This is a genomic window from Chryseobacterium pyrolae (assembly GCF_025153485.1).
GTDB classification, from domain to species: domain Bacteria; phylum Bacteroidota; class Bacteroidia; order Flavobacteriales; family Weeksellaceae; genus Chryseobacterium; species Chryseobacterium antibioticum.
In genome coordinates, this window is sequence record NZ_JANZQH010000002.1 from 433,880 (window position 1) to 454,303 (window position 20,424).

Sequence of the window (20,424 nt, forward strand, 5' to 3'; positions counted from 1 at the left end):
ACACCATGACAAATGTTGTTAGAATCAATTCACGAAAAATGATTAAATTTGAGAAACTAGATATAAAAGTACTATGAGATATCATCAGTCGGGAAACATCCCACAAAAAAGACATACGATTTTCAAATCACCGGAAGATAAATTTTACTACGAACAGCTTTTCGGAACGGAAGGTTTTCATGGGATTTCATCACTGCTTTATCATACCCACCGTCCTACACAGATCAAATCCATCGGAATTCCAAAAGATGTGACGCCAAAGATCGCAGTGGAAAAGAATATTGCTCCGAGAATGTTTAAGGGAATGAATGTAACGCCCGAAAATGATTTCATGGACAGCAGAAAGATCCTTCTGATGAACAATGACTTGAAAATGGGATTAGCAAAACCCAGAAAGTCTATGGATTATTTCTACAAAAATGCTGAATGTGACGAACTTTTATACGTTCACAACGGAACTGGGGTTCTGAAAACCTTTGTAGGAGACCTGGAATTTGTTACAGGTGATTATCTTATTATTCCGAGGGGAACTATCTATCAGGTGGAACTGAACTCTGATGACACTGTATTTTTCGTGCTTGAAAGCCACTCTCCTATCTACACTCCAAAACGCTACAGAAACGAATTCGGACAGCTTCTGGAACATTCTCCGTTCTGCGAAAGAGACATGATCGCACCGGTTTTCAAAGAGCCTAAAGATGAAAAAGGGGAATTTTTAATTAAAGTAAAAAAAGAAAACCAGATCACGGATTTCATTTATGCAACGCACCCGTTTGATGTTGTAGGATGGGACGGATATTTTTATCCTTATAAATTCAATATCAAAAACTTTGAGCCAATCACAGGAAGAATTCACCAACCGCCTCCGGTACACCAGAATTTTGAAGGTCATAATTTCGTAGTCTGCTCGTTCTGTGCAAGAATGTACGACTATCATCCAATGGCTATTCCGGCACCTTACAATCATTCCAATATTGACTCTGATGAGGTTCTGTTCTATACGGAAGGGGACTTCATGAGCCGTAACCATATCGATTTGATGGACTTCACTTTACATCCGGGAGGAATCGTACACGGACCTCATCCAGGCGCTATGGAAAGAAGTATCGGTAAAAAATTCACTGAAGAATATGCGGTAATGGTAGATCCTTTCCGTCCGTTGAAAATTACGGAAGAAGCTTTAAAAGTAGAAGATCCTTCCTATAAAACTTCATGGCTGGAGGAATCAGATAAAACCATGGAAGACCGTTCTCAGGAATAAAAAAAATCATTCATAAAAAAAATTTCATTATGTACAATTATATTAGTGCAGAAGAAGCCATATATACAGTAAAAAGCGGAAACCGCGTATTTTTCCACGGAAGTGCATGTACTCCCAATTATCTTATCGATGAGCTGGCACGACAGTCTCACCGTCTGGAAAATGTGGAAATGGTTTCCATTACCCAACAGGGAAATGTGGAAATTGCAAAACCTCAATACAAGGACAAATTCTTTGTTAACTCCTTATTCGTATCAACTCCCGTGCGGGATGCGGTAAATTCAGAGCGGGGTGATTTTGTTCCTGTTTTCCTAAGCGAAATCCCTATTTTATTCAGAAAAAATATATTGCCACTGGATGTGGCTTTAGTAACCGTTTCGCTGCCGGACAAACATGGTTTCTGTACCCTTGGAACCTCTGTAGATGTAGCAAGAGCAGCAGTGGATACCGCAAAAATTATTGTAGCTATTGTAAATCCTCTGATGCCAAGAACGCATGGAGACGGAATGATCCATATCAGCAGAATTCATAAGCTGGTGTGGCATGAAGAAGAACTTCCTACCGTAGATTATGGTTCAAAAGTGGGTGAAGTAGAAATGCTTGTTGGCAAAAATGTAGCTGAACTGATTGATGACAGATCTACTCTTCAAATGGGTATCGGAACGATTCCTGATGCTGTTTTAAAGTGCTTAACGAATCACAAAGACCTGGGTGTGCACACTGAAATGTTGAGTGACGGAGTCATTGATCTGATTCAAAATGACGTTATTAACAATAAATATAAGGGCTACAATGATAATAAAACCATCACAAGTTTCTGTTTTGGAACCAGAAAGCTCTATGATTATGTAGATGACAATACAGTTTTTGATTTTAAAGATGTGAGCAATGTGAACTTCCCGATCAATATCATGAGAAACAAAAAGATGGTAGCCATCAACTCTGCCATTGAAATTGATTTGACTGGTCAGGTTTGTGCGGATTCTATCGGAACGTTACAATACAGTGGAATCGGAGGCCAAATGGACTTTATGAGAGGGGCAGCGTTGAGTGAAGACGGAAAACCGATCATCGCCATCACATCGAGAACTAAAAAAGGAATCTCAAGAATTGTTCCTTATCTTAAACAGGGCGCCGGAGTTGTGACCACTAGAGGACATATTCATTATGTAGTGACAGAATATGGTACGGCTTATTTATATGGTAAAAACCTCCGACAGAGAGCTCAGGAACTGATCAGCATTGCACATCCTGATGATAGGGAAATGCTGGAGAGAGCTGCCTATGAACGTTTTAAACAATAATCTAATGGTTTCACGGTGATTATTTTTCATGAATTAAGCCAAGACGTTATTAACGAAAACAATACAAATCTTAAAAAAGCTTTAACATTTTGGCAGTGTTTTTGATAAACTCATTTAAAACCAAGGGAAATTGAAAACGATATATAATTCGATACGGGAAGAAGTTGAAAAGCATTTAAAAGTAAGGAATTCTGTTTTGGGGAATGTAAGTGAATGGAAAAGAAGCCATTATATTATTCTTTCTGAAATTATAAAAGATGAATTATCTGACGCTGAAGAACTGAAAGGCGGGAAAAAATTTGAAATAGGAAATACGATATCGCACGTTACTTTGCAACGCTTTTTCGAAAATGATTATCAGGACAAAACCCATAATGATCTCCGGTTCCTGAAAACACTGGACAAAATTTGCATTTTCCTCGGTTACAAAGATTTAAATAACTACATACAATCTGTAAAACTTAAAAATAACGAGAAGGAATTAGGAGATGGTCTTGAATTTCTCACGAAAATGGTGTATGACTATTGCGCTACCGCTTTTGAATTCTACAAACATTTTCCGGAACATAAAACGGAATTTTTTAAAGAACTGGTATTTAACGGTTCTCCATTTTTAGAAAGAACTTCACAGTTCAGCAGAGAATTATGTGAAAGAGACTTTCAGCTGGTGACCAAAAACAACCGTTCAAACTATGAAGTTTTTGATATTCATCTTGTTACAGATGAGCCAGACAAGAAAATACTGGAGACCCAGGAATTCTGGAATCTTTTGTTCAAAGTAGGCGAAACGGGCGAAGAACATTTCGTTAATCAGCTCAATACCCAGATCTATTTTATCCGTAAAATAGACAATGTCTGGAAGATTTGGGATAATTATAATCCTGATGCAGGAAGACTTAACAGAAAAGTAGATACAGAACAATAAGAAAAGCCGTAGAAAATTCTACGGCTTTCCTGTTTTCGAAAATATTTTTTTTCCACTTGTTCTTTGTATTAACAAATGTAGACATCCAATTTCATTATAATTAAACTTAAATATACTTAAATGAACTCTTCTTTAACTTTATGTTAAGTATATTCAAGGAATCCATTTGAATGCTTTCGCTATTTATAAGATTTTTGTAATTTGCATACCATTAAAATAAAAGTAAAAATAGAAATATGTCAACACTTACATTTGCCGAAAAAATTGCTCAAGCTGAGAATTTTTTACCGATCAACGGTACAGATTACATTGAGTTTTATGTAGGAAATGCTAAACAGGCTGCCCATTATTACAAAACCGCTTTCGGTTTTCAGTCTGTAGCATATGCTGGTCCTGAAACAGGAGTAAGGGACCGCGCTTCTTATGTTCTTCAACAGGGGAAGATAAGATTGGTATTAACAACTGGGCTTAAATCCGATTCACCTATCAGCGAACACGTAAAAAAACACGGTGATGGAGTGAAAATTTTGGCACTTTGGGTAGATGACGCTTATGACGCTTTTGAGGAAACTACCAAGAGAGGCGGAAAACCCTATTTGGAGCCTGTAACTTTAACAGATGAGCAAGGTGAGGTAAGAATGTCCGGAATTTATACATACGGAGAGACGATCCACATGTTCATCGAAAGAAAAAATTACAAAGGAGCTTTCATGCCTGGGTACGAAAAATGGGAAAGCGCTTACAATCCTGAAGACGCTGGTTTGTTATATGTAGACCACTGTGTAGGAAATGTAGACTGGAACAGAATGATCCCTACGGTAGAATGGTACGAAAAAGTAATGGGCTTTGTGAACATCCTTTCTTTTGACGATAAGCAGATCAATACAGAATATTCTGCATTGATGTCTAAAGTAATGTCAAACGGAAACGGATTTGCAAAATTCCCGATCAACGAACCGGCAGAAGGTAAAAAGAAATCTCAGGTAGAAGAATATCTTGATTTCTATGAAGGAGAAGGCGTACAGCACATCGCTGTAGCGACAAGGGATATCATCCACACCGTTACTGAATTGAAGAAACGTGGTGTAGAATTCCTTTCAGCTCCACCAGAAGCTTATTATGATATGGTTCCTGAAAGAGTTGGCCATATTGATGAAGATCTTAAAAAATTACAGGACTTAGGCATCCTTATTGATCATGATGAAGAAGGATACTTACTTCAGATCTTTACGAAGCCCGTAGAAGACCGTCCTACCCTGTTCTTCGAGATCATTGAAAGACACGGTGCACAGAGTTTTGGTGCCGGAAATTTTAAAGCATTGTTCGAAGCACTGGAAAGAGAGCAAGACAGAAGAGGAAATCTTTAATTTTACAATACAGTACGAGTTTTGTCAGGATGAAAAGTCTTGACAAAACTTTTTTTTAAAAACACATATTATGAGAAAAATTTTAATGGGGATTTTATTTTTTGGAACATTGGGACTTAATGCTCAATATGGAAGCCTTAATGAAATCCTTAACCGCCTGGAAGAAAGAAAAGGCATCAATCAACATCTTGAAAATGAAAATATTGACAACAAGAAGTTTGTCTTCATTAAAGATGCAGAAGATCACACGGAAAGAGATTTTATTGTTATTAAAGGAAACCAGGCTACCTATGTAGAAGTTTTTGATGATAAAGCTACCGGAGAAAGCAGTTCAAACGTTTTTACCGGCGACATTGTCAGAAGAAAAAACATCGTTTCCCTGAGGGCAGACAAGCTTGAAAACAAAAAAGTTCCGATGCCTGTGACCAAAACGTTACTGCTCACCAAGCAGAAAGACATTCTGTATCTTATTGATGTCAATACAAAAGACAGATGGATAGATGAAGCTTCTTATTCCAAAACGAAATAAATTCCCACAGACATCAAATCGGAATAGCAGATCTATGTAGATTTGTTATCTTACAACTTAATTTAATTCTAAAACTTTATGAAATCATTTGTAGAATATTCTTCGGATTCAGATTTTTCTATACATAATATTCCTTTCGGAGTAACAGTTTTTAACAAAGAATATATCGGATGCTGTACAAGAATCGGAGATCAGGTAGTAGATCTTGCCACTCTGTACGATCTTGGCTATTTTGAAAACATTAAAGGATTAGACGATAATGTTTTTGAAGCGTATACACTCAACGAGTTTATCGAACTTGGAAAACCGGTTACCAACGCAGTACGTACCAGAATCCAGGAGCTTCTGCAGGAAGGCTCAATTTTGTCTAAAGACGAAAAAACTATTGTAGATGCGTTCTATGATCTCGACAAAGTAAAAATGATGATGCCTGTACACATCCCGAATTACACGGATTTTTACAGCAGCATCGAACACGCAACAAACGTAGGAAAAATGTTCCGTGACCCGGAAAATGCTTTACTTCCCAACTGGAAACATCTTCCGGTAGGTTACCATGGAAGAGCTTCCTCCATTGTAGTTTCAGGAACGGATATTAACCGTCCTAAAGGTCAGACAAAACCTGCAGATGCAGAAAAACCAGTTTTCGGACCAAGCAAGCAACTGGATTTTGAACTGGAAATGGCCTTTATTCTAAACAGAAACTCGGATATGGGCGAAAGTATTTCCACAAAGGAAGCTGAAGAGGCGATCTTCGGAATGGTGGTATTCAATGACTGGTCAGCAAGAGATATCCAGGCTTGGGAATATGTTCCACTGGGACCTTTCCTTGGCAAAAACTTCGGTTCATCTATTTCTCCATGGGTAGTTACACTGGAAGCACTGGAGCCATTCAGAACAGCTTCTCCAAAACAGGATCCTGAAGTTTTAGACTATTTACAGTTTGAAGGCGATAAAAATTACGACATCAATCTTGAAGTGTATTTACAACCTGAGAACGGCGAAGAGAACCTGATTTCAGAAAGTAACTATAAATTTATGTACTGGAACATGACTCAGCAGCTGGCACATCATACGATCAACGGATGTAATGTGGAAGTTGGAGATTTATATGCCAGCGGAACCATTTCAGGAAGCGATCCAAAATCTTTCGGGTCTATGCTGGAACTGACTTGGAAAGGCCAAAATCCTTTACAGTTGAAAGACGGTCAGGAAAGAAAATTCATCGAAGATAACGACACCGTTACCATGAAAGCATGGTCTGAAAAAGATGGCATAAGAGTAGGTTTCGGTGAAGTTTCCGGTAAAATTATTCCATATTTAAACAAATAATGAAAGTTTCTAAAAATTTCAATTTAGGTTATTTTATTAATGAAAGCCATATTGAAAAGGCCTTCGAATTGCTTAAGCATCAATTATCTCAAGAAACTTTTACTTTTAAAACACTTGATTTCGAGATTTTTAGGAACGAACATTACATAAGAACTTTTGATATAAAAAAATATTATCAAAAGTTTTTATGTAAAGATTTATTTTACAATTACAAATCAATTTTTTACAATAATGAATATCTACTTCCAAAAGGAGCGTATGGTTTAAGAAGGTTTAATTTCACTTCGTTCAATTTATTTATTCTTTATTATTCTTTAGGCTATTATTTTTATGAATTATTATCAGAAACTCTCGCTTCTGTAGAAAAATCAAAAAGCAATAAAAATAAAGCTTTCACATATTATGGAGGTAAAATAAATTTTGATTCTCCTAAAAACAGTGAGATTTACTATCAAAATGATTATTCTTCTTTCAATCTTGGTATTAAAAGAAAGATTAAAAAAGGACTAGATGATAAAAAGAAAATTTGTATTATTAAATTGGATATTCAAGATTATTTTAAAACAATTGATAATAAAATATTAATTGACGTAATTGATAAATATAGTCTTCCTTCAATAAAAAAAACACTTAGATTTGATAATGCGACAAAAAATTCAATCTTGGATTTATTTAAGTATTTTAATGGTAATCATTTTGGACTACCATTATCTTCACAGAACATATTTTCTAACTTCTTGAGTTATATATATTTATTTGAATTGGATAATTATATTCAAAAACTTGATATTTCTAAGGAAGAAGGCTTTTCATATTTCAGATATGTAGATGACTTTTTCTTAATTTTTGAAAAAGAAAAAAAAGAAAAAAATGAAATAATTGGTGATTTATTCTTTGACATATCAACTAAAATAACTGATTTTTTATCTGAAAAATTAAATTTGAAAATTAATCATCTAAAATCTCAAAAATGGATATTAAATTCTAATACTGATTTACAAAAATTTATAAGTGAAGAAAAGTTTATTAGTTTTTCAAAATATAATAATGAAGATAAAAAATCTTTAGATGATAAAGTAAAAGATATTTCTGATATAATTGAAAATTTAAAGTCTGAGTATAAAAAAAATGGAATTACAAAAATTTCAAATGAAAATGACTTAACTCTTAAAGAAGTTTTTGACAAATCTGTTAAAAACTTTATAAGGAGTAAACAGAGCCAAACTAAAATAAACAGAGCGTTTAAAGATTGGAATCCAATATTAACATTGAATAGTACAAAAGCTTTAATTTATCTAATTGACAATTCTAAAACCGGCTACAAAATTATTGAAGAATTTTTTAAAGATAATTTTAAACAAAAAATAAAGAAAACTCAGTATATCTACCTCTTGGAAAAATTTGTTAATCTCGAAAACTATGATAAGTCATTTAATGAAATCATATTAAAAAATGAAGGTGGTTTTTACTATTCTTTAATAAAGAGAATGATTGAAGGCAAAAAAGACAGAGAAAAAAAATATCTTAATATTGAGGATAAAGTACTTCTAAAAAATGATTCTTTAATGCAACAAATAAAGATGCTAATTCTTTCAGAAAAAGAAGAAAGATATAATGTTGCATTCAACCATTTACTTAATACTTTCCATCTTTATTGTTTTATCAAAGACAAATCAAAATCACAAACACAATTAAAAAATTATAATCAACTTAATATTATTGATTTTCTCATTAAATGTGAAACACCTATACAAGATATTAATTTTGTAATGTCATTTTTTGATAGAAGAAATAAAAATAACATCTCACATCCAGGAGATAAGTTAATGGAAAATTGGGTTGTAGGAAAGAAAGAATATTTAATGTATTTAAAGAGTATGAATAAATTAATTAGTAGAAACCTTAAATGAAAACAGTTATCCCATCCGAATTATCCCCCGTACAGCTTCAGACCATTATGCAGACTGCCGTGTCGCCGCGTCCGATTGCCCTGGCATCTACGGTAGATAAAAACGGAACTATTAATTTATCACCATTCAGTTTTTTTAATATGTTCAGTACGGTTCCTCCGATTTTGATTTTTTCACCATCCAGGAGAGTACGAGATAATACCACCAAACATACTCTGGAAAATGTTCTGGAAGTTCCTGAAGTAGTCATTGGAACAGTGAATTTCCCCATTGTACAGCAGATCTCTTTAGCTTCTACGGAATACGAAACCGGAGTGAATGAATTCATCAAATCCGGGCTAACCATGAAAGATGCGGATCTGGTACAGCCCAAACTGATTGAAGAATGTCCCGTAAACTTTGAATGCAAAGTGTTAGAAGTAAAATCTCTGGGAGACAAGGGCGGAGCAGGAAATCTGGTGATTTGTGAGGTTCAGAAAATTCATATCAGGGAAGAATATCTGAATGAAACAGGAAATTTAGATCAGCAAAAACTGGATATGGTGGCCCGTTTAGGAGGGAATTTATATTCGAGAAGCAATGAGAACAGCCTTTTTGAGGTTCCGAAACCTTTGGTCACAAAAGGAATCGGGTTTGATCTTCTTCCTGACTCCATCAAATACAGTAAAATATTTACAGGAAATGATTTGGGAATGCTTGCCAATATAGAAATACTTCCCGCAGGAGATTTCCATGCAGATGAAAACGTTCATATAAACGCTCAGAAATTACTGTTGCAAAGTAAGATTGATGAAGCCTGGACATTTTTAACAATACAATAATTCCACAAAATAAAACCAGCCTAAAGTAAGGCTGGTTTTTTATTTATTTTCTTAGCTTTAAAATATAGCTATTCGCCAGTTCGCTTCAGCCAATCAACTTGTTGATTAATCCTTTGCTTTCCTAAATAAGTAATCCTGATCTTAAAACTTTGCGTTAAACAAAAATCTGCTACTTTATAGTGTTGGAATTCACAACGACACTAAATTTACAATCTAACTTTTTTAAAGTAAAAGCCTGGTTATTTGTCGTTTATCCAAATTGAAGGGGTTTATATTCCCACTGCCACTGATAACACAGATTTTCTTGTTTGGGGTTACTTAGACTTTAATGCTTCAGTAACTGTAATTTTTCCTTTCTCAGCAAAATCCGTTACTTTACCATTTTTATCAATAGACACATTCAGGTTGTCATTTTTGGAATCATAAAAGATTGATGTTAAATATCCCGGGCAGTCGTGTTGTTTACAGCCTGTTACTTTATAGATTCCGTTTTCAGATACAATAGGAGATTCTACGTTGAAATTTTTAAGCATTTCATCATATTGTGTTCCGGTAAGTTTTTTAACTCTGTCGGCAAAACTTTTATCTTCAAACAGTTTAATATCATTAGGATATTTCCCTGTATTTTTAGTCAGGATATTATCTGTGGAAGCTGTTGCAGGTGTTGAAGTTACGGAGTCTGTTTTTGGTGTGGTTACAGAATCCTTAGGCATTGTTGTCGCCAAAGAATCTGTACCGGTAGAAGATACGTCTGCTTTTGCTTCCTTTTTGCATGAGATTACAGCGAATAATGAGAACGCACATGCGCCTACGATCAATTTTTTCATAATAATTTAAAAATGTGATTAATACTTAGAACGTTAATCCTCAAAATTTATTCCATTATTAACTTTACTTCAAATTTTTATTGATGAAATCAATGCATTTTTCGGTTACGATTTTCAAATTTTCCGGAAGTTCTTTTTCCGTCCACGGTTCTTTTGATCCAAACGTGTGATCTGCATTTTCAACTAAGAACAATTCTGAATTGGGATTGAGAAGATGAAGATGTTCTGCATTTGTTACACTTACACTTTCATCCTGGGTTCCATGAATAATCAATACATAAGCTTTCGCCATTTCTGTCGCTCTTTCCACGTCAAAACGGTGAATATGATTCTCAAAATCTTCATAAAACTGATAGTAATGTGGCATCTCCTGTTTGGTACGCCCGTTCAGCACATAATAGACGCCTTCTTTTTTCCAGTTTTCCAGAGCTTCATTTTTTGGGAAACGTTCCAGACTATCTACGCTGGCCAGTGTAATCAAACCATTGATCCTTTCATCTTCAGATGTCTTTACGATGGAGATTCCTCCTCCTCTGCTATGCCCGATCAGAATTATTTTCTGATCATCTACATGAGAATTTTTCACAAAATGATCAATGACAACACCAAGATCGGAAAGTTCCTTAGAATAATTATTGTTCCCGAAAGCCTCAAGATCAGCAAAATTATTCGGATCTTCAACAGTAGTTCCGTTATGGGAAGCATTAAATTTCACAAAGAAAAAGCCAGCTTCCGCAAACTTTTCTGCCATCAGATTCCAGGCACCCCAGTCTTTATAACCTTTGTAACCGTGAACAAAGATCACCAACGGTAATTTTTCATCAGTTTCAGGATACAATGCATCAGCCAGAAAATCTCTGGTCTCAGGGTTTTCAAGCCTTATGTTACTATCTTTTATCAATTTCATACAATTAAAACTTTTATGTACTGTTTGTGGCATTTCATACGAATCTAAATTAATGAAAAAATCCTTAGCCCTTTTGTTTTAATCTTATTTTCGTTCCCGCTCGCACAGATCACAAGTTATCAAAAAATAACCTTAATTTTGCGGTATGCTGGATTTAAGAACGGTAACCGTCATGCGTTACATCCTGCCCCTGAGGGAAGGTGGATCTCTTCCTGCTTTGGCAGAAGCTGATGATGATTTTAAATATGTACTGAAATTTCGAGGCGCAGGCCACGGAGTAAAAATGCTGATCTCCGAACTTCTGGGTGGTAAGATCACAGAAGCTTTAGGATTGAGGATCCCGGAGTTGGTATTCGTGAACCTGGATGTTGACTTTGGAAGAACGGAAGCTGATGAGGAAATCCAGGAATTGCTGAAATTTTCAGAAGGACTGAATCTGGGACTTCATTATCTTTCAGGTTCTATCACCTATGATCCGGGCGTAAAGGTTGATCCGGTTCTGGCCTCAAAGATTGTCTGGCTGGATGCATTCATCACCAATATCGACCGTACTTTCAGAAATACGAATCTTCTGATGTGGCATAAGGAGCTTTGGGTCATCGACAATGGAGCATCATTTTATTTCCACCATTCGTGGCAGAATTTTGATGCAGCAGCCAAAACACCTTTCAAATATGTGAAAGATCACGTCCTTCTTCCAAAAGCCAACAAGCTGGATGAAGCTGATCAGTTTGCCCACCAAGTATTGAATGATACATTATTCAGGGAAATCGTCAATTTAATTCCTGAAGACTGGCTCCAATGGAAGGATGCAGACGAAACACCGGAAGAGATCCGTGAGGTCTATTTCCAGTTCATGAAAACCAGGTTAGAAAATTCTCAAATCTTTGTAAACGAAGCAAAAAATGCAAGAGGATAAAATATACGAATACGCCGTTATACGCCTGGTGCCGAAAGTTGAAAGAGAAGAATTTTTCAACATCGGACTCGTGATGTTCTCCAAAAAAGAGAAGTTTATCCGCGTGGAATTCCATCTGTGTCCGGATAAATTTAAGCTGATGCATAATAAAATTGATTACGACGACATTATCCAGAATCTGGAAAGCTTCCAAAAAATCGCAAACGGCGACAAAGAAGGAGGCCCCATCGCCCTGATGGATATTCCGGAACGTTTCCGATGGCTGACGGCCGTAAGAAGTTCTGTAGTTCAGACTTCAAGACCTCATCCGGGAAAATCCAAAGACTTGGAAAAGACTTTTGGTAAACTTTTTGAGGAATTAGTAAAATAACATTTAATATACATTTATAATCACACAATACGATATTAAATTATAAATCAACACCATACATAATAAAAACAAACTGTAAAACACAAATTTGCTAAATTAGTATACATATCATCATTTTTTATGTCTAAAATAATTAACTTGGCTTTTGTTTAAATTATTCTTAACAAAATATCCAATATTTTTAATTATTCATTCTTAAAAAACAAATGGTATGGATTTTCTGAATAACACCAATGCACTCACTCTGATATTTGTATCGGTACTGATCTTTGCGATCGCTTACCGTTTTTATGGTATTTTTATTGCCAATAAAGTACTCCGGCTTAACGATCAAAATACAACCCCTGCCGTAGAATTTGCAGACGGAAAAGATTATGTAGCCACCAACAAAAATGTTCTTTTTGGGCATCATTTTGCTGCCATTGCCGCAGCCGGGCCACTAGTTGGACCCGTTCTGGCTGCCCAGTTTGGGTATCTTCCCGGCGCATTATGGATCCTTATCGGATGTGTATTGGGTGGCGGTGTTCATGATATGGTGGTTTTATTCGCTTCTGTACGACATAAAGGACAAAGTCTCGCTACTATTGCTTCTAAAGAAATTGGGAAAACGACAGGAACGGTTGCCGGTTTTGCTATATTATTCATTCTGATTCTTACATTGGCCGGCTTATCACTTGCCTGTATCAATGCAATGCATGAGGCTTCCTGGTCTCTTTTTACTGTTGTGATCACAATGCCAATTGCAGTGATCATGGGATTGATCATGAGATACAGAAAAAACAGTGTGCTTTTCGCCAGTATTTTGGGAGGTATACTTTTAATAGCAGGAATCATCGGGGGACATAGTTTAATGCAAAACGAAACGATGAATAACCTGTTTACATGGGATATAAAAACCATTTCGATTGCTATCCCATTGTATGGTTTTCTGGCTTCTGTGCTTCCTGTTTGGCTGCTTCTTGTACCGAGAGATTATCTTTCAACCTATCTGAAAATAGGAACGATCATTATGCTTGCTGTGGGTGTGATTGTCATTCATCCAACGATCCAGATGCCTGCCCTTACAGAATTCGTGAATGGTGGAGGACCTGTTATCGGTGGGCCTGTACTTCCTTTTATTTTTATCGTGATTGCCTGTGGAGCGATTTCAGGGTTTCACGCAGTCATTGCAACCGGAACAACGCCGAAGATGCTTAACAAAGAAAAAGAGATCCTTTTTGTGGGTTATGGGGCGATGCTCGTGGAAGGTTTTGTCGCTTTAATGGCTTTGATCGCAGCATGTACCTTAATGCCTGGTGATTATTTTGCCATCAATACGCCGAAGGAATCTTATGACGCGTTCCTGGCAGCCCATCCTGCTCTGCACGGGGTAGACATCGATTATTATTCACAAAAAATAGGCATTGAGCTTCACGGAAGAACAGGTGGAGCGGTGTCCTTAGCGGTGGGAATGGCCCATATTTTCAATAAAATCCCGTACATGGATCAATTGACTGCTTACTGGTATAATTTCGCCATCATGTTTGAAGCGGTGTTCATTCTTACTGCCATTGATGCCGGAACAAGAGTAGGCCGTTTCTTCTTACAGGAAATGCTGGGATCCGTTATTCCAAAGTTCAATGATAAAAACTGGATTCCCGGAATTATTATCAGCAGTCTCTTATTTACCTTTGCTTGGGGATATTTGGTATTTACTGGTAATGTAAGCAGTATCTGGCCATTATTTGGAATCAGTAATCAATTATTGGCAGCCTGCGGACTTATTGTCTGTACCACGATGCTGATCCGGATGAACAGGGGGAAATATGCATTATGCTCAGCAATTCCAGGAGTTTTTATGGCTGGAATCACCTTTTGGGCGGGTTATATCCAGGTCACTGCAATTTATCTTCCTAAAGAACAGTATCTGCTGGCAGCGTTAGCCGTAACAGCTATGGTTCTGATGTTGATTGTATTTATAGGAGCTTTTATAAAGTGGTATCAGCTCTTGCAGATCAAAACCACAGTAACAGATTATTACGGAGAACCTGTGAAAGAGCTTGTAGAAAGATAATCCTCGTGAGTTTTTGCCTGCTCTGATAATTTTTATACATTTGTTTTGCTTTAGGGGTATTCTGAAAAGAATTGAGAGAGTCCCTTTGAACCTGATACGGCTAACACCGACGTAGGGAAAAGCAAAATGACATTGTTCACAGTGTACTTTTTGTTTTGGATTTTTTCCTGAAGCTATTTTTATTTTAAATGATAATAATGGAAAAAATTCTTTGGGAACTGGTACAGCTTGTCAGACAGAAATCTCCTCTTGTTCATAATATCACCAATTATGTGGTGATGAACAATACAGCCAATGCTCTTTTGGCTGCAGGAGCCTCTCCTATTATGGCGCATGCAAAATCTGAAATTCAGGAAATGATTGGCATTTCTCATTCGGTGGTTATTAATATAGGCACTTTGGATGAATATTGGTCAGAATCTATGGTCCTGGCAGCTAAAACAGCCCATTCAACCGGGAAGCCGTGGGTTTTAGATCCTGTAGGTGCCGGAGCTACTTCTTTCCGAGATGAAGTTTTAAATCAGCTTTTACAATACCAACCTACCGTTATCAGAGGAAACGCTTCTGAAATTATTGCGTTGGCCAAAGCCAACACGACCGCTACCAAAGGAGTAGACAGCACTGCGCAAAGTAACGAAGCTATTGATGCTGCCCGCAGTCTTGTGAGCCAATACGGCACCATTGTCTGTATTTCCGGTGAAACAGATATTATTCTCAATAACCAACAGGAAATTTTCATTAAAAACGGGCATCCGCTCATGACTAAAATTACAGGCTTGGGGTGTTCTGCTACAGCATTAATTGGTGCGTTTATAGGAATTACAGAAGATAAAGTACTGGCCGTAGCTGCTGCCATGGCGTTAATTGGTATCGCTGGGGAAATAGCCGCTGAAGAAAGCAAAGGCCCGGGAAGTCTTCAGATCAACCTCATCGATAAACTGTACAATATTACTGAACAGGAATTCTTCAACCGTTTAAATATAGAGCGAAAATGAGTTTAAATCCTTTTCCCTATCAACTTTATCTGGTCATTTCCGAAGCTGATTGTGTTGGAAGAAATTTTCTCCAGGTTGCCGAACAGGCTATCCTTGGCGGAGTCGATGTGATCCAGCTGAGAGAGAAAAACAGCAGTACGGATTCGTTTCTTGCAAAAGCCCGGCAACTTATTGAATTGACAGAAAAGCATTCTATTCCACTGATCATTAACGATAATACAGAGGTTGCCGAAAAGGTAAATGCAGCAGGCATTCACGTTGGGAACAGCGACGCTTCGCCTGTTTACCTAAGACAGCAGTCTCTTTTCAGTCAAAAAATCATTGGCTATTCGATTGAATATCTTTTCCAGCTTGATAATGAACAGACGGCAGTATCCGATTACCTTGGAATAAGCCCTGTTTTCAGAACAGATACCAAAACGGATACGATAACAGAATGGGGGTTGGAAGGAATCACAAAGATCAGACAGCTTACAGCAAAACCTTTGGTAGCTATCGGCCATATTCATCTGGGAAATGCAAGAGAGGTGATGAACGCAGGGGCAAACTGTCTTGCCGTAGTTTCTGCTATTTGCAGTGCCAAAGATCCTCAAAAAGCGGCCTATCAATTAAAAAATGAAATTTTAAAATGAAAAAATACACCTATCCATCGGTATTAACGATCGCCGGATTTGACGGAAGCGGCGGCGCAGGTATCCAGGCTGATATTAAAACGGCTTCTGCTTTAGGCTGTTTTTCGACATCGGTATTAACTGCTTTACCTGTACAGAATACGCAGGGCGTAAGAAAAATATATCCGATTCCTGTGGAAGCCGTAGCGGATCAGATCGAAGCTATTCTGGATGATATTTTTCCGGATGCTATCAAAATCGGGATGGTTCATACTCCAAAGCTGGTCGAAACCATTGTTTCAACCTTGGGCAAATACAAAAAAATACCGCTTGTATTTGATCCTGTCATGGTCGCGACAAGTGGTCACCGACTGATAGAAGATGACACGATAGCCGCCATCACGGAACAACTTTTCTCCATCGCTGATGTGATTACCCCTAATATGGATGAAGCAGCTATTTTAGCAAAGATGAAAGTAGAAACTCTTGAAGATCTTCACGCTGCAGGAAAAGAAATAAAAAAACTGGGCTGCAAAAGTATTCTTCTGAAAGGTGGGCATCAGGAAACCTCAACCATCACCTCCTTATTTTATGACGAAAATGAGAAATTTCATTCCTTCGAGACGGTAAAATTTAACACCAACAATACCCACGGCTCCGGCTGCACGCTTTCATCAGCTATTGCCGCCTATCTGGCTCAGGGGAAGACTTTATATGATTCTGTTTCTTTGGGGCAAGACTATGTGTATCAAGCCATAGAAAACGGTAAAGACGTACAAACAGGACACGGAAACGGTCCGCTTAATCACTTTTTTAATCCTCAAAAACTCATCAAAAATGAAATGGTCTGAACACACCTGGCAAACTATAGAACAACGTTATCAGTCTATTCTGGCGATGCCGTTTATCAAAGAATTATCAGACGGTACTTTACCTAAGGAGAAATTCCGGTTTTATATGGATCAGGATTCTTTATATCTTGAACATTTTGGGAGAACGCTTTCGATGATTGCTGCCAAAATTCAGGATCTTCAGGATGTGCTTGCCTTTATGCGCTTTGCGGAAAATGCCATTGTCGTGGAAAATGCATTACATGAATCTTACTTTATTGATTTTGGAGTTACAGATAAAGGCACATTAGAACCTGCCTGCCATCATTACATTCACTTCCTGAGAAGTACCGCAGCCTTAGAATCTGTAGAAATTGCCGTCGCAGCAGTTTTACCCTGCTTCTGGATTTACAGAGAAGTCGGAGATTATATTTACAGGAATCAAAACGCAATCAACAATCCTTACCAAAAGTGGATTGAAACCTACGGAGGAGATGAATTTTCCGTTGCAGTAGATCAGGCCATTGCGATTTGTGACCGATTGGCTGAGAACAGTACAGAGGAAACAAGAAAAAAAATGACCGAAGCCTTTATCATGTCCTCCAGAATGGAATTCCATTTTTGGGAAGCCGCTTATGAGTTAAAAACATGGAAATAGCTTAAAAATAAAAGCGGATTCAAAATTTGAATCCGTTTTTATTTTTTTATATCAATTAAAAATTAAAATTAAGTCTTGAGAATACATATCTTCCGTTTTGTCCAAACTGGGACGTAGAACGGGAATAAATGAACTGATCATTGTTGGTAGATGCCGGAAGGTTTTTATCAGGATAAATATCAAAAAGATTGTTTACCCCAATAGTCAAACCTACATTTTTTGTAAACTGGTAAGCCAATGAAAGATCGGTAATAATCTTGTCTCCGATCTGCTGGTGCTCATTGAACCCTATGATTCCATCACCATTAGTATCAATGATATCTGCCCCTGTCACTTTTCCGAAATAGGTATTTCTAAGATAAACCGTGGCACTTTTCCATGAAAGCGTATGAGATAAACTTGCTTTTACCCTTGGCACAGCTTCTTCCAGATATACCCTTGATTTCTCTGAAAAATAAATTTTCTCAAGATTCGGAGACTGTAAAAGTCCTGAAGAGTGAGTATCTCCTACTTTTCTGGTTTCGCTGATATTAGCCGCAAAACTGTTATCCAGTTTGAATCCTGAAAATCGTGCATTGTGAGAAATCACCACATCTACTCCTCTGGTTTCCGTATCAATAGCGTTGGTAAAGAACTGGGCTCCATTAACTCTCTCAGCATCAAAAGCTGCCTGAGCCGATGCAGGTACGTCAGCTCTTAAGAACTGGTCGGTAAGGATAATTCTGTTGTTGATTCTGGTAAAATATCCGTCTGCCGTAAAGGTCAAACTTGCGGAAGGAATTCTGTACGTAAATCCTACACTGGCAGATTTGGAAGTTTCCTGCTTCAGTTTCGGTATTTCCAAAAGTCCTGCGATTTGTGAATCATTGCTAAAGGTTCCCACTTCCAGAAGCTGGCTGTTGGTAAACAAAGTAGACGTCACATTATAATAGATCTGGTGGATAGAAGGCGCTCTGAATCCTGTAGAACCTGCCAGTCTTACATTAAAATTAGGAGCCACTTTGATTCTTGAAGCTAATTTATAATTGAAAGTCGATCCGAAATCTGAATAATTTTCATATCTCGCTGCAGCATCTACCAATAGCCAGTTGGTGAAATTAAATTCAACATCTGCGTAGGCCGCTACTGCCTGTCTGTTTTTATCAATAGCATTAACCGGCTTAAATCCTCCGAAAACCTGTGATCCTCCGGGAAGTGCATTGCCAAAGAAATCCGTTGCTCTCGGGCTGTTGTTATTCCACACATTTCCTGCGGCATCATAAGTTGTGTAAGAAGCTTCATCACCCTGTGTTATTTTGAAATTCTCGTAACGGTGTTCTGCTCCGAAAGCCACATTAATTCCACTCCATACGTCATATTTTTTAGAGAAATCTAAATTGATCGTGTTCTGGGAGAATCTTAAACCACCTGCATTAAACTCATTCGGAGAGGCAAAGCGTAAGGAGGTATTTCCTGTATCCTGAATATTATAATTGAATGAATTCTGTCCGAATGTATTGCTTAAGTCAATATTCCAACCGTTCCAGTTTCCTTTAATTCCTGCGGAAAGCGACAGATCCTGGATATCAGTTCCAATCTGTGGAAGATAACCGTCCGGATACAATCCTGTAAATGTTCTGCTCTGGTTGGGTTTTCTGTAGAACCCTCCTGAACTTCCATGTCTGAAGCTATAACCTCCAAAAGAATACACTTTCCAGTCATCATTAATTGGAACTTCAATATTGGCAAAAAGCTGGTGGTTATTCAGTTTTGACTGTCCTACCTGCATATTGAAATCTTTTCTGCTCAGTCCTCTGTAAGCCAGTTCCTGATCAGTAACATCTCCTTTTAAAAAACCCTGCAAAGCACTGATGGTATTCGCTCCCTGAATTTGATTCTGAAGTTCCGGAGAAAAATAACTTACACCCTGAGCATACTGATGGATATAGTTAATAAGCTGCTGAGAATTCGGTACACTGTTAATATTCGAAAAAAGGGAAGACAAATTGACTCCGTCATTCTGAGCCCGTTTTTCAATCGCGTTGTAGGCGTTATAGATAGATCCGCTTTCGGCTCCGGCTCTTGAAGTAGGATTTCTAAACTGTGAAGACCATGTGATGTTATAGAAACCACCTTTACTCCCTATTTTATTTCCATAGTTCAGGTCTACCTGAATATTCTGTCCGTCAAAATTTCCGGTATGGTCATTGGCAGTCGGGGTTAGATTTCCACCGTAGCTTACCTGACCGGTAAGTTTACCAATATCTTTTTTCAGTTCAAGGTTGATAACCCCTGCAATAGCATCGGATCCGTATTGAGCCGAAGCACCGTCACGCAGTACTTCAATTCTGTTTAAAGCAAATGAAGGGATCGAGTTCAAATCGGTTCCTACCGTTCCTCTTCCCGGTGTTCCATTGACATTGACCAACGCTGAAGTGTGTCTTCTTTTTCCATTAACCAAAACCAGCACCTGATCCGGACCCAATCCTCTCAACTGAGCAGGATCCAAATGGTCTGTTCCATCGGAATTGGTTTGGATGGTTGAAGTAAAAGATGGCGCTACTGCATTCAAAATCTGTCCTATACTGGACTGTGGAAGAATCACGGATGATTCTTTTATATTGAAGACATCCACAGGAACCGGGCTGTCTATTTTTGATCTTGCACCAGCTCTGGATCCCAGTACCACTACTTCTTCTACCGTGTTGGTTTTCACACTGTCCTTCTCTTTTTCCTGTCCGAAAGCATACGTTCCCAGGAAAAACAGTACGGAAGCTGATACAATAGTCTTTTTATTTTTCATACCCTTACATCAATTTATAGTTT

General features: G+C 37.6%; 18 protein-coding genes and 1 riboswitch. Of the genes, 15 read left to right on the forward strand and 3 right to left on the reverse strand.

The window, feature by feature from the left end:
• Nucleotides 1–73 precede the first annotated feature (73 nt).
• The 8 genes from NZD88_RS05320 to NZD88_RS05355 all read left to right on the forward strand — a co-directional run bounded on the left by NZD88_RS05320 (nt 74) and on the right by NZD88_RS05355 (nt 9,449).
• Entirely contained in the window at nt 74–1,261 is a 1,188-nt protein-coding gene (locus NZD88_RS05320) for a homogentisate 1,2-dioxygenase (protein ID WP_259828014.1), read from the forward strand.
• Between the two features lie 29 nt (nt 1,262–1,290).
• A complete protein-coding gene (locus tag NZD88_RS05325; RefSeq protein WP_259828015.1) occupies nt 1,291–2,565 on the forward strand; it encodes an acetyl-CoA hydrolase/transferase family protein in 1,275 nt (424 codons plus the stop codon).
• Nucleotides 2,566–2,695: 130 nt separating this feature from the next.
• A complete protein-coding gene (locus NZD88_RS05330) occupies nt 2,696–3,490 on the forward strand; it encodes a hypothetical protein (RefSeq protein ID WP_169235548.1) in 795 nt (264 codons plus the stop codon).
• A 236-nt stretch (nt 3,491–3,726) separates the two neighbouring features.
• Complete coding sequence (gene hppD / locus NZD88_RS05335; RefSeq protein ID WP_259828016.1) at nt 3,727–4,857, forward strand: 4-hydroxyphenylpyruvate dioxygenase; 1,131 nt, start codon at nt 3,727–3,729, stop codon at nt 4,855–4,857.
• A gap of 70 nt (nt 4,858–4,927) precedes the next feature.
• Nucleotides 4,928–5,386, forward strand: coding sequence for a hypothetical protein (locus NZD88_RS05340; protein ID WP_259828017.1), 459 nt, complete (start codon nt 4,928–4,930; stop codon nt 5,384–5,386).
• Nucleotides 5,387–5,464: 78 nt separating this feature from the next.
• Nucleotides 5,465–6,718 carry a fumarylacetoacetase gene (gene fahA / locus NZD88_RS05345; RefSeq protein WP_259828019.1) on the forward strand — a complete coding sequence of 418 codons (1,254 nt, stop codon included), beginning with the start codon at nt 5,465–5,467 and terminating at the stop codon, nt 6,716–6,718.
• Complete coding sequence (locus NZD88_RS05350; RefSeq protein WP_259828021.1) at nt 6,718–8,628, forward strand: reverse transcriptase domain-containing protein; 1,911 nt, start codon at nt 6,718–6,720, stop codon at nt 8,626–8,628. Before fahA ends, NZD88_RS05350 begins: the two co-directional genes overlap by 1 nt.
• Nucleotides 8,625–9,449: a flavin reductase family protein gene (locus NZD88_RS05355; protein WP_259828022.1), complete on the forward strand. Its 825-nt coding sequence runs from the start codon at nt 8,625–8,627 to the stop codon at nt 9,447–9,449. The genes NZD88_RS05350 and NZD88_RS05355 overlap by 4 nt, the downstream gene beginning before the upstream one ends.
• Nucleotides 9,450–9,763: 314 nt before the next feature.
• On the opposite strand, the gene NZD88_RS05360 is transcribed toward NZD88_RS05355, so the two are convergent.
• Together NZD88_RS05360 and NZD88_RS05365 are read right to left on the reverse strand one after the other, a co-directional pair.
• The gene (locus tag NZD88_RS05360) at nt 9,764–10,276 is read right to left on the reverse strand and encodes a hypothetical protein (RefSeq protein WP_259828024.1); all 513 of its coding nucleotides are present in this window, start codon (nt 10,274–10,276) and stop codon (nt 9,764–9,766) included.
• A gap of 64 nt (nt 10,277–10,340) precedes the next feature.
• Nucleotides 10,341–11,183 (reverse strand): alpha/beta hydrolase family protein, encoded by an 843-nt coding sequence (locus NZD88_RS05365; RefSeq protein ID WP_259828026.1) that lies wholly within the window; start codon nt 11,181–11,183, stop codon nt 10,341–10,343.
• A gap of 145 nt (nt 11,184–11,328) precedes the next feature.
• Between NZD88_RS05365 and NZD88_RS05370 the strand changes: the two genes are divergently transcribed.
• The 7 genes from NZD88_RS05370 to tenA all read left to right on the forward strand — a co-directional run bounded on the left by NZD88_RS05370 (nt 11,329) and on the right by tenA (nt 17,619).
• Nucleotides 11,329–12,102 (forward strand): HipA family kinase, encoded by a 774-nt coding sequence (locus tag NZD88_RS05370; RefSeq protein WP_259828028.1) that lies wholly within the window; start codon nt 11,329–11,331, stop codon nt 12,100–12,102.
• A complete protein-coding gene (locus NZD88_RS05375) occupies nt 12,089–12,472 on the forward strand; it encodes a DUF3037 domain-containing protein (protein ID WP_047455103.1) in 384 nt (127 codons plus the stop codon). The genes NZD88_RS05370 and NZD88_RS05375 overlap by 14 nt, the downstream gene beginning before the upstream one ends.
• A gap of 211 nt (nt 12,473–12,683) precedes the next feature.
• On the forward strand, nt 12,684–14,525 hold the full coding sequence (locus NZD88_RS05380; protein ID WP_169235538.1) for a carbon starvation CstA family protein: 1,842 nt from the start codon (nt 12,684–12,686) through the stop codon (nt 14,523–14,525).
• A 42-nt stretch (nt 14,526–14,567) separates the two neighbouring features.
• Nucleotides 14,568–14,660, forward strand: a riboswitch (TPP riboswitch).
• Nucleotides 14,661–14,722: 62 nt separating this feature from the next.
• Nucleotides 14,723–15,520, forward strand: coding sequence for a hydroxyethylthiazole kinase (gene thiM / locus NZD88_RS05385; RefSeq protein WP_259828032.1), 798 nt, complete (start codon nt 14,723–14,725; stop codon nt 15,518–15,520).
• Complete coding sequence (gene thiE, locus NZD88_RS05390) at nt 15,517–16,152, forward strand: thiamine phosphate synthase (protein WP_259828034.1); 636 nt, start codon at nt 15,517–15,519, stop codon at nt 16,150–16,152. Before thiM ends, thiE begins: the two co-directional genes overlap by 4 nt.
• On the forward strand, nt 16,149–16,982 hold the full coding sequence (gene thiD / locus NZD88_RS05395; protein ID WP_259828036.1) for a bifunctional hydroxymethylpyrimidine kinase/phosphomethylpyrimidine kinase: 834 nt from the start codon (nt 16,149–16,151) through the stop codon (nt 16,980–16,982). Before thiE ends, thiD begins: the two co-directional genes overlap by 4 nt.
• Nucleotides 16,969–17,619, forward strand: a complete 651-nt coding sequence (gene tenA, locus NZD88_RS05400; protein ID WP_259828038.1) for a thiaminase II — start codon at nt 16,969–16,971, stop codon at nt 17,617–17,619. Before thiD ends, tenA begins: the two co-directional genes overlap by 14 nt.
• Before the next feature lie 55 nt (nt 17,620–17,674).
• On the opposite strand, the gene NZD88_RS05405 is transcribed toward tenA, so the two are convergent.
• Nucleotides 17,675–20,401, reverse strand: a complete 2,727-nt coding sequence (locus tag NZD88_RS05405; protein ID WP_259828040.1) for a TonB-dependent receptor plug domain-containing protein — start codon at nt 20,399–20,401, stop codon at nt 17,675–17,677.
• Nucleotides 20,402–20,424: the final 23 nt, after the last annotated feature.

Excerpts from the sequence above, each read along its gene's own strand:
- NZD88_RS05320 (WP_259828014.1), top strand. The coding sequence starts at position 74 with ATGAGATATCATCAGTCGGGAAACATCCCACAAAAAAGACATACGATT.
- NZD88_RS05325 (WP_259828015.1), top strand. The coding sequence starts at position 1,291 with ATGTACAATTATATTAGTGCAGAAGAAGCCATATATACAGTAAAAAGC.
- hppD (WP_259828016.1), top strand. The coding sequence starts at position 3,727 with ATGTCAACACTTACATTTGCCGAAAAAATTGCTCAAGCTGAGAATTTT.
- NZD88_RS05340 (WP_259828017.1), top strand. The coding sequence starts at position 4,928 with ATGAGAAAAATTTTAATGGGGATTTTATTTTTTGGAACATTGGGACTT.
- fahA (WP_259828019.1), top strand. The coding sequence starts at position 5,465 with ATGAAATCATTTGTAGAATATTCTTCGGATTCAGATTTTTCTATACAT.
- NZD88_RS05350 (WP_259828021.1), top strand. The coding sequence starts at position 6,718 with ATGAAAGTTTCTAAAAATTTCAATTTAGGTTATTTTATTAATGAAAGC.
- NZD88_RS05355 (WP_259828022.1), top strand. The coding sequence starts at position 8,625 with ATGAAAACAGTTATCCCATCCGAATTATCCCCCGTACAGCTTCAGACC.
- NZD88_RS05360 (WP_259828024.1), bottom strand. The coding sequence starts at position 10,276 with ATGAAAAAATTGATCGTAGGCGCATGTGCGTTCTCATTATTCGCTGTA.
- NZD88_RS05365 (WP_259828026.1), bottom strand. The coding sequence starts at position 11,183 with ATGAAATTGATAAAAGATAGTAACATAAGGCTTGAAAACCCTGAGACC.
- NZD88_RS05370 (WP_259828028.1), top strand. The coding sequence starts at position 11,329 with ATGCTGGATTTAAGAACGGTAACCGTCATGCGTTACATCCTGCCCCTG.
- NZD88_RS05375 (WP_047455103.1), top strand. The coding sequence starts at position 12,089 with ATGCAAGAGGATAAAATATACGAATACGCCGTTATACGCCTGGTGCCG.
- NZD88_RS05380 (WP_169235538.1), top strand. The coding sequence starts at position 12,684 with ATGGATTTTCTGAATAACACCAATGCACTCACTCTGATATTTGTATCG.
- thiM (WP_259828032.1), top strand. The coding sequence starts at position 14,723 with ATGGAAAAAATTCTTTGGGAACTGGTACAGCTTGTCAGACAGAAATCT.
- thiE (WP_259828034.1), top strand. The coding sequence starts at position 15,517 with ATGAGTTTAAATCCTTTTCCCTATCAACTTTATCTGGTCATTTCCGAA.
- thiD (WP_259828036.1), top strand. The coding sequence starts at position 16,149 with ATGAAAAAATACACCTATCCATCGGTATTAACGATCGCCGGATTTGAC.
- tenA (WP_259828038.1), top strand. The coding sequence starts at position 16,969 with ATGAAATGGTCTGAACACACCTGGCAAACTATAGAACAACGTTATCAG.
- NZD88_RS05405 (WP_259828040.1), bottom strand. The coding sequence starts at position 20,401 with ATGAAAAATAAAAAGACTATTGTATCAGCTTCCGTACTGTTTTTCCTG.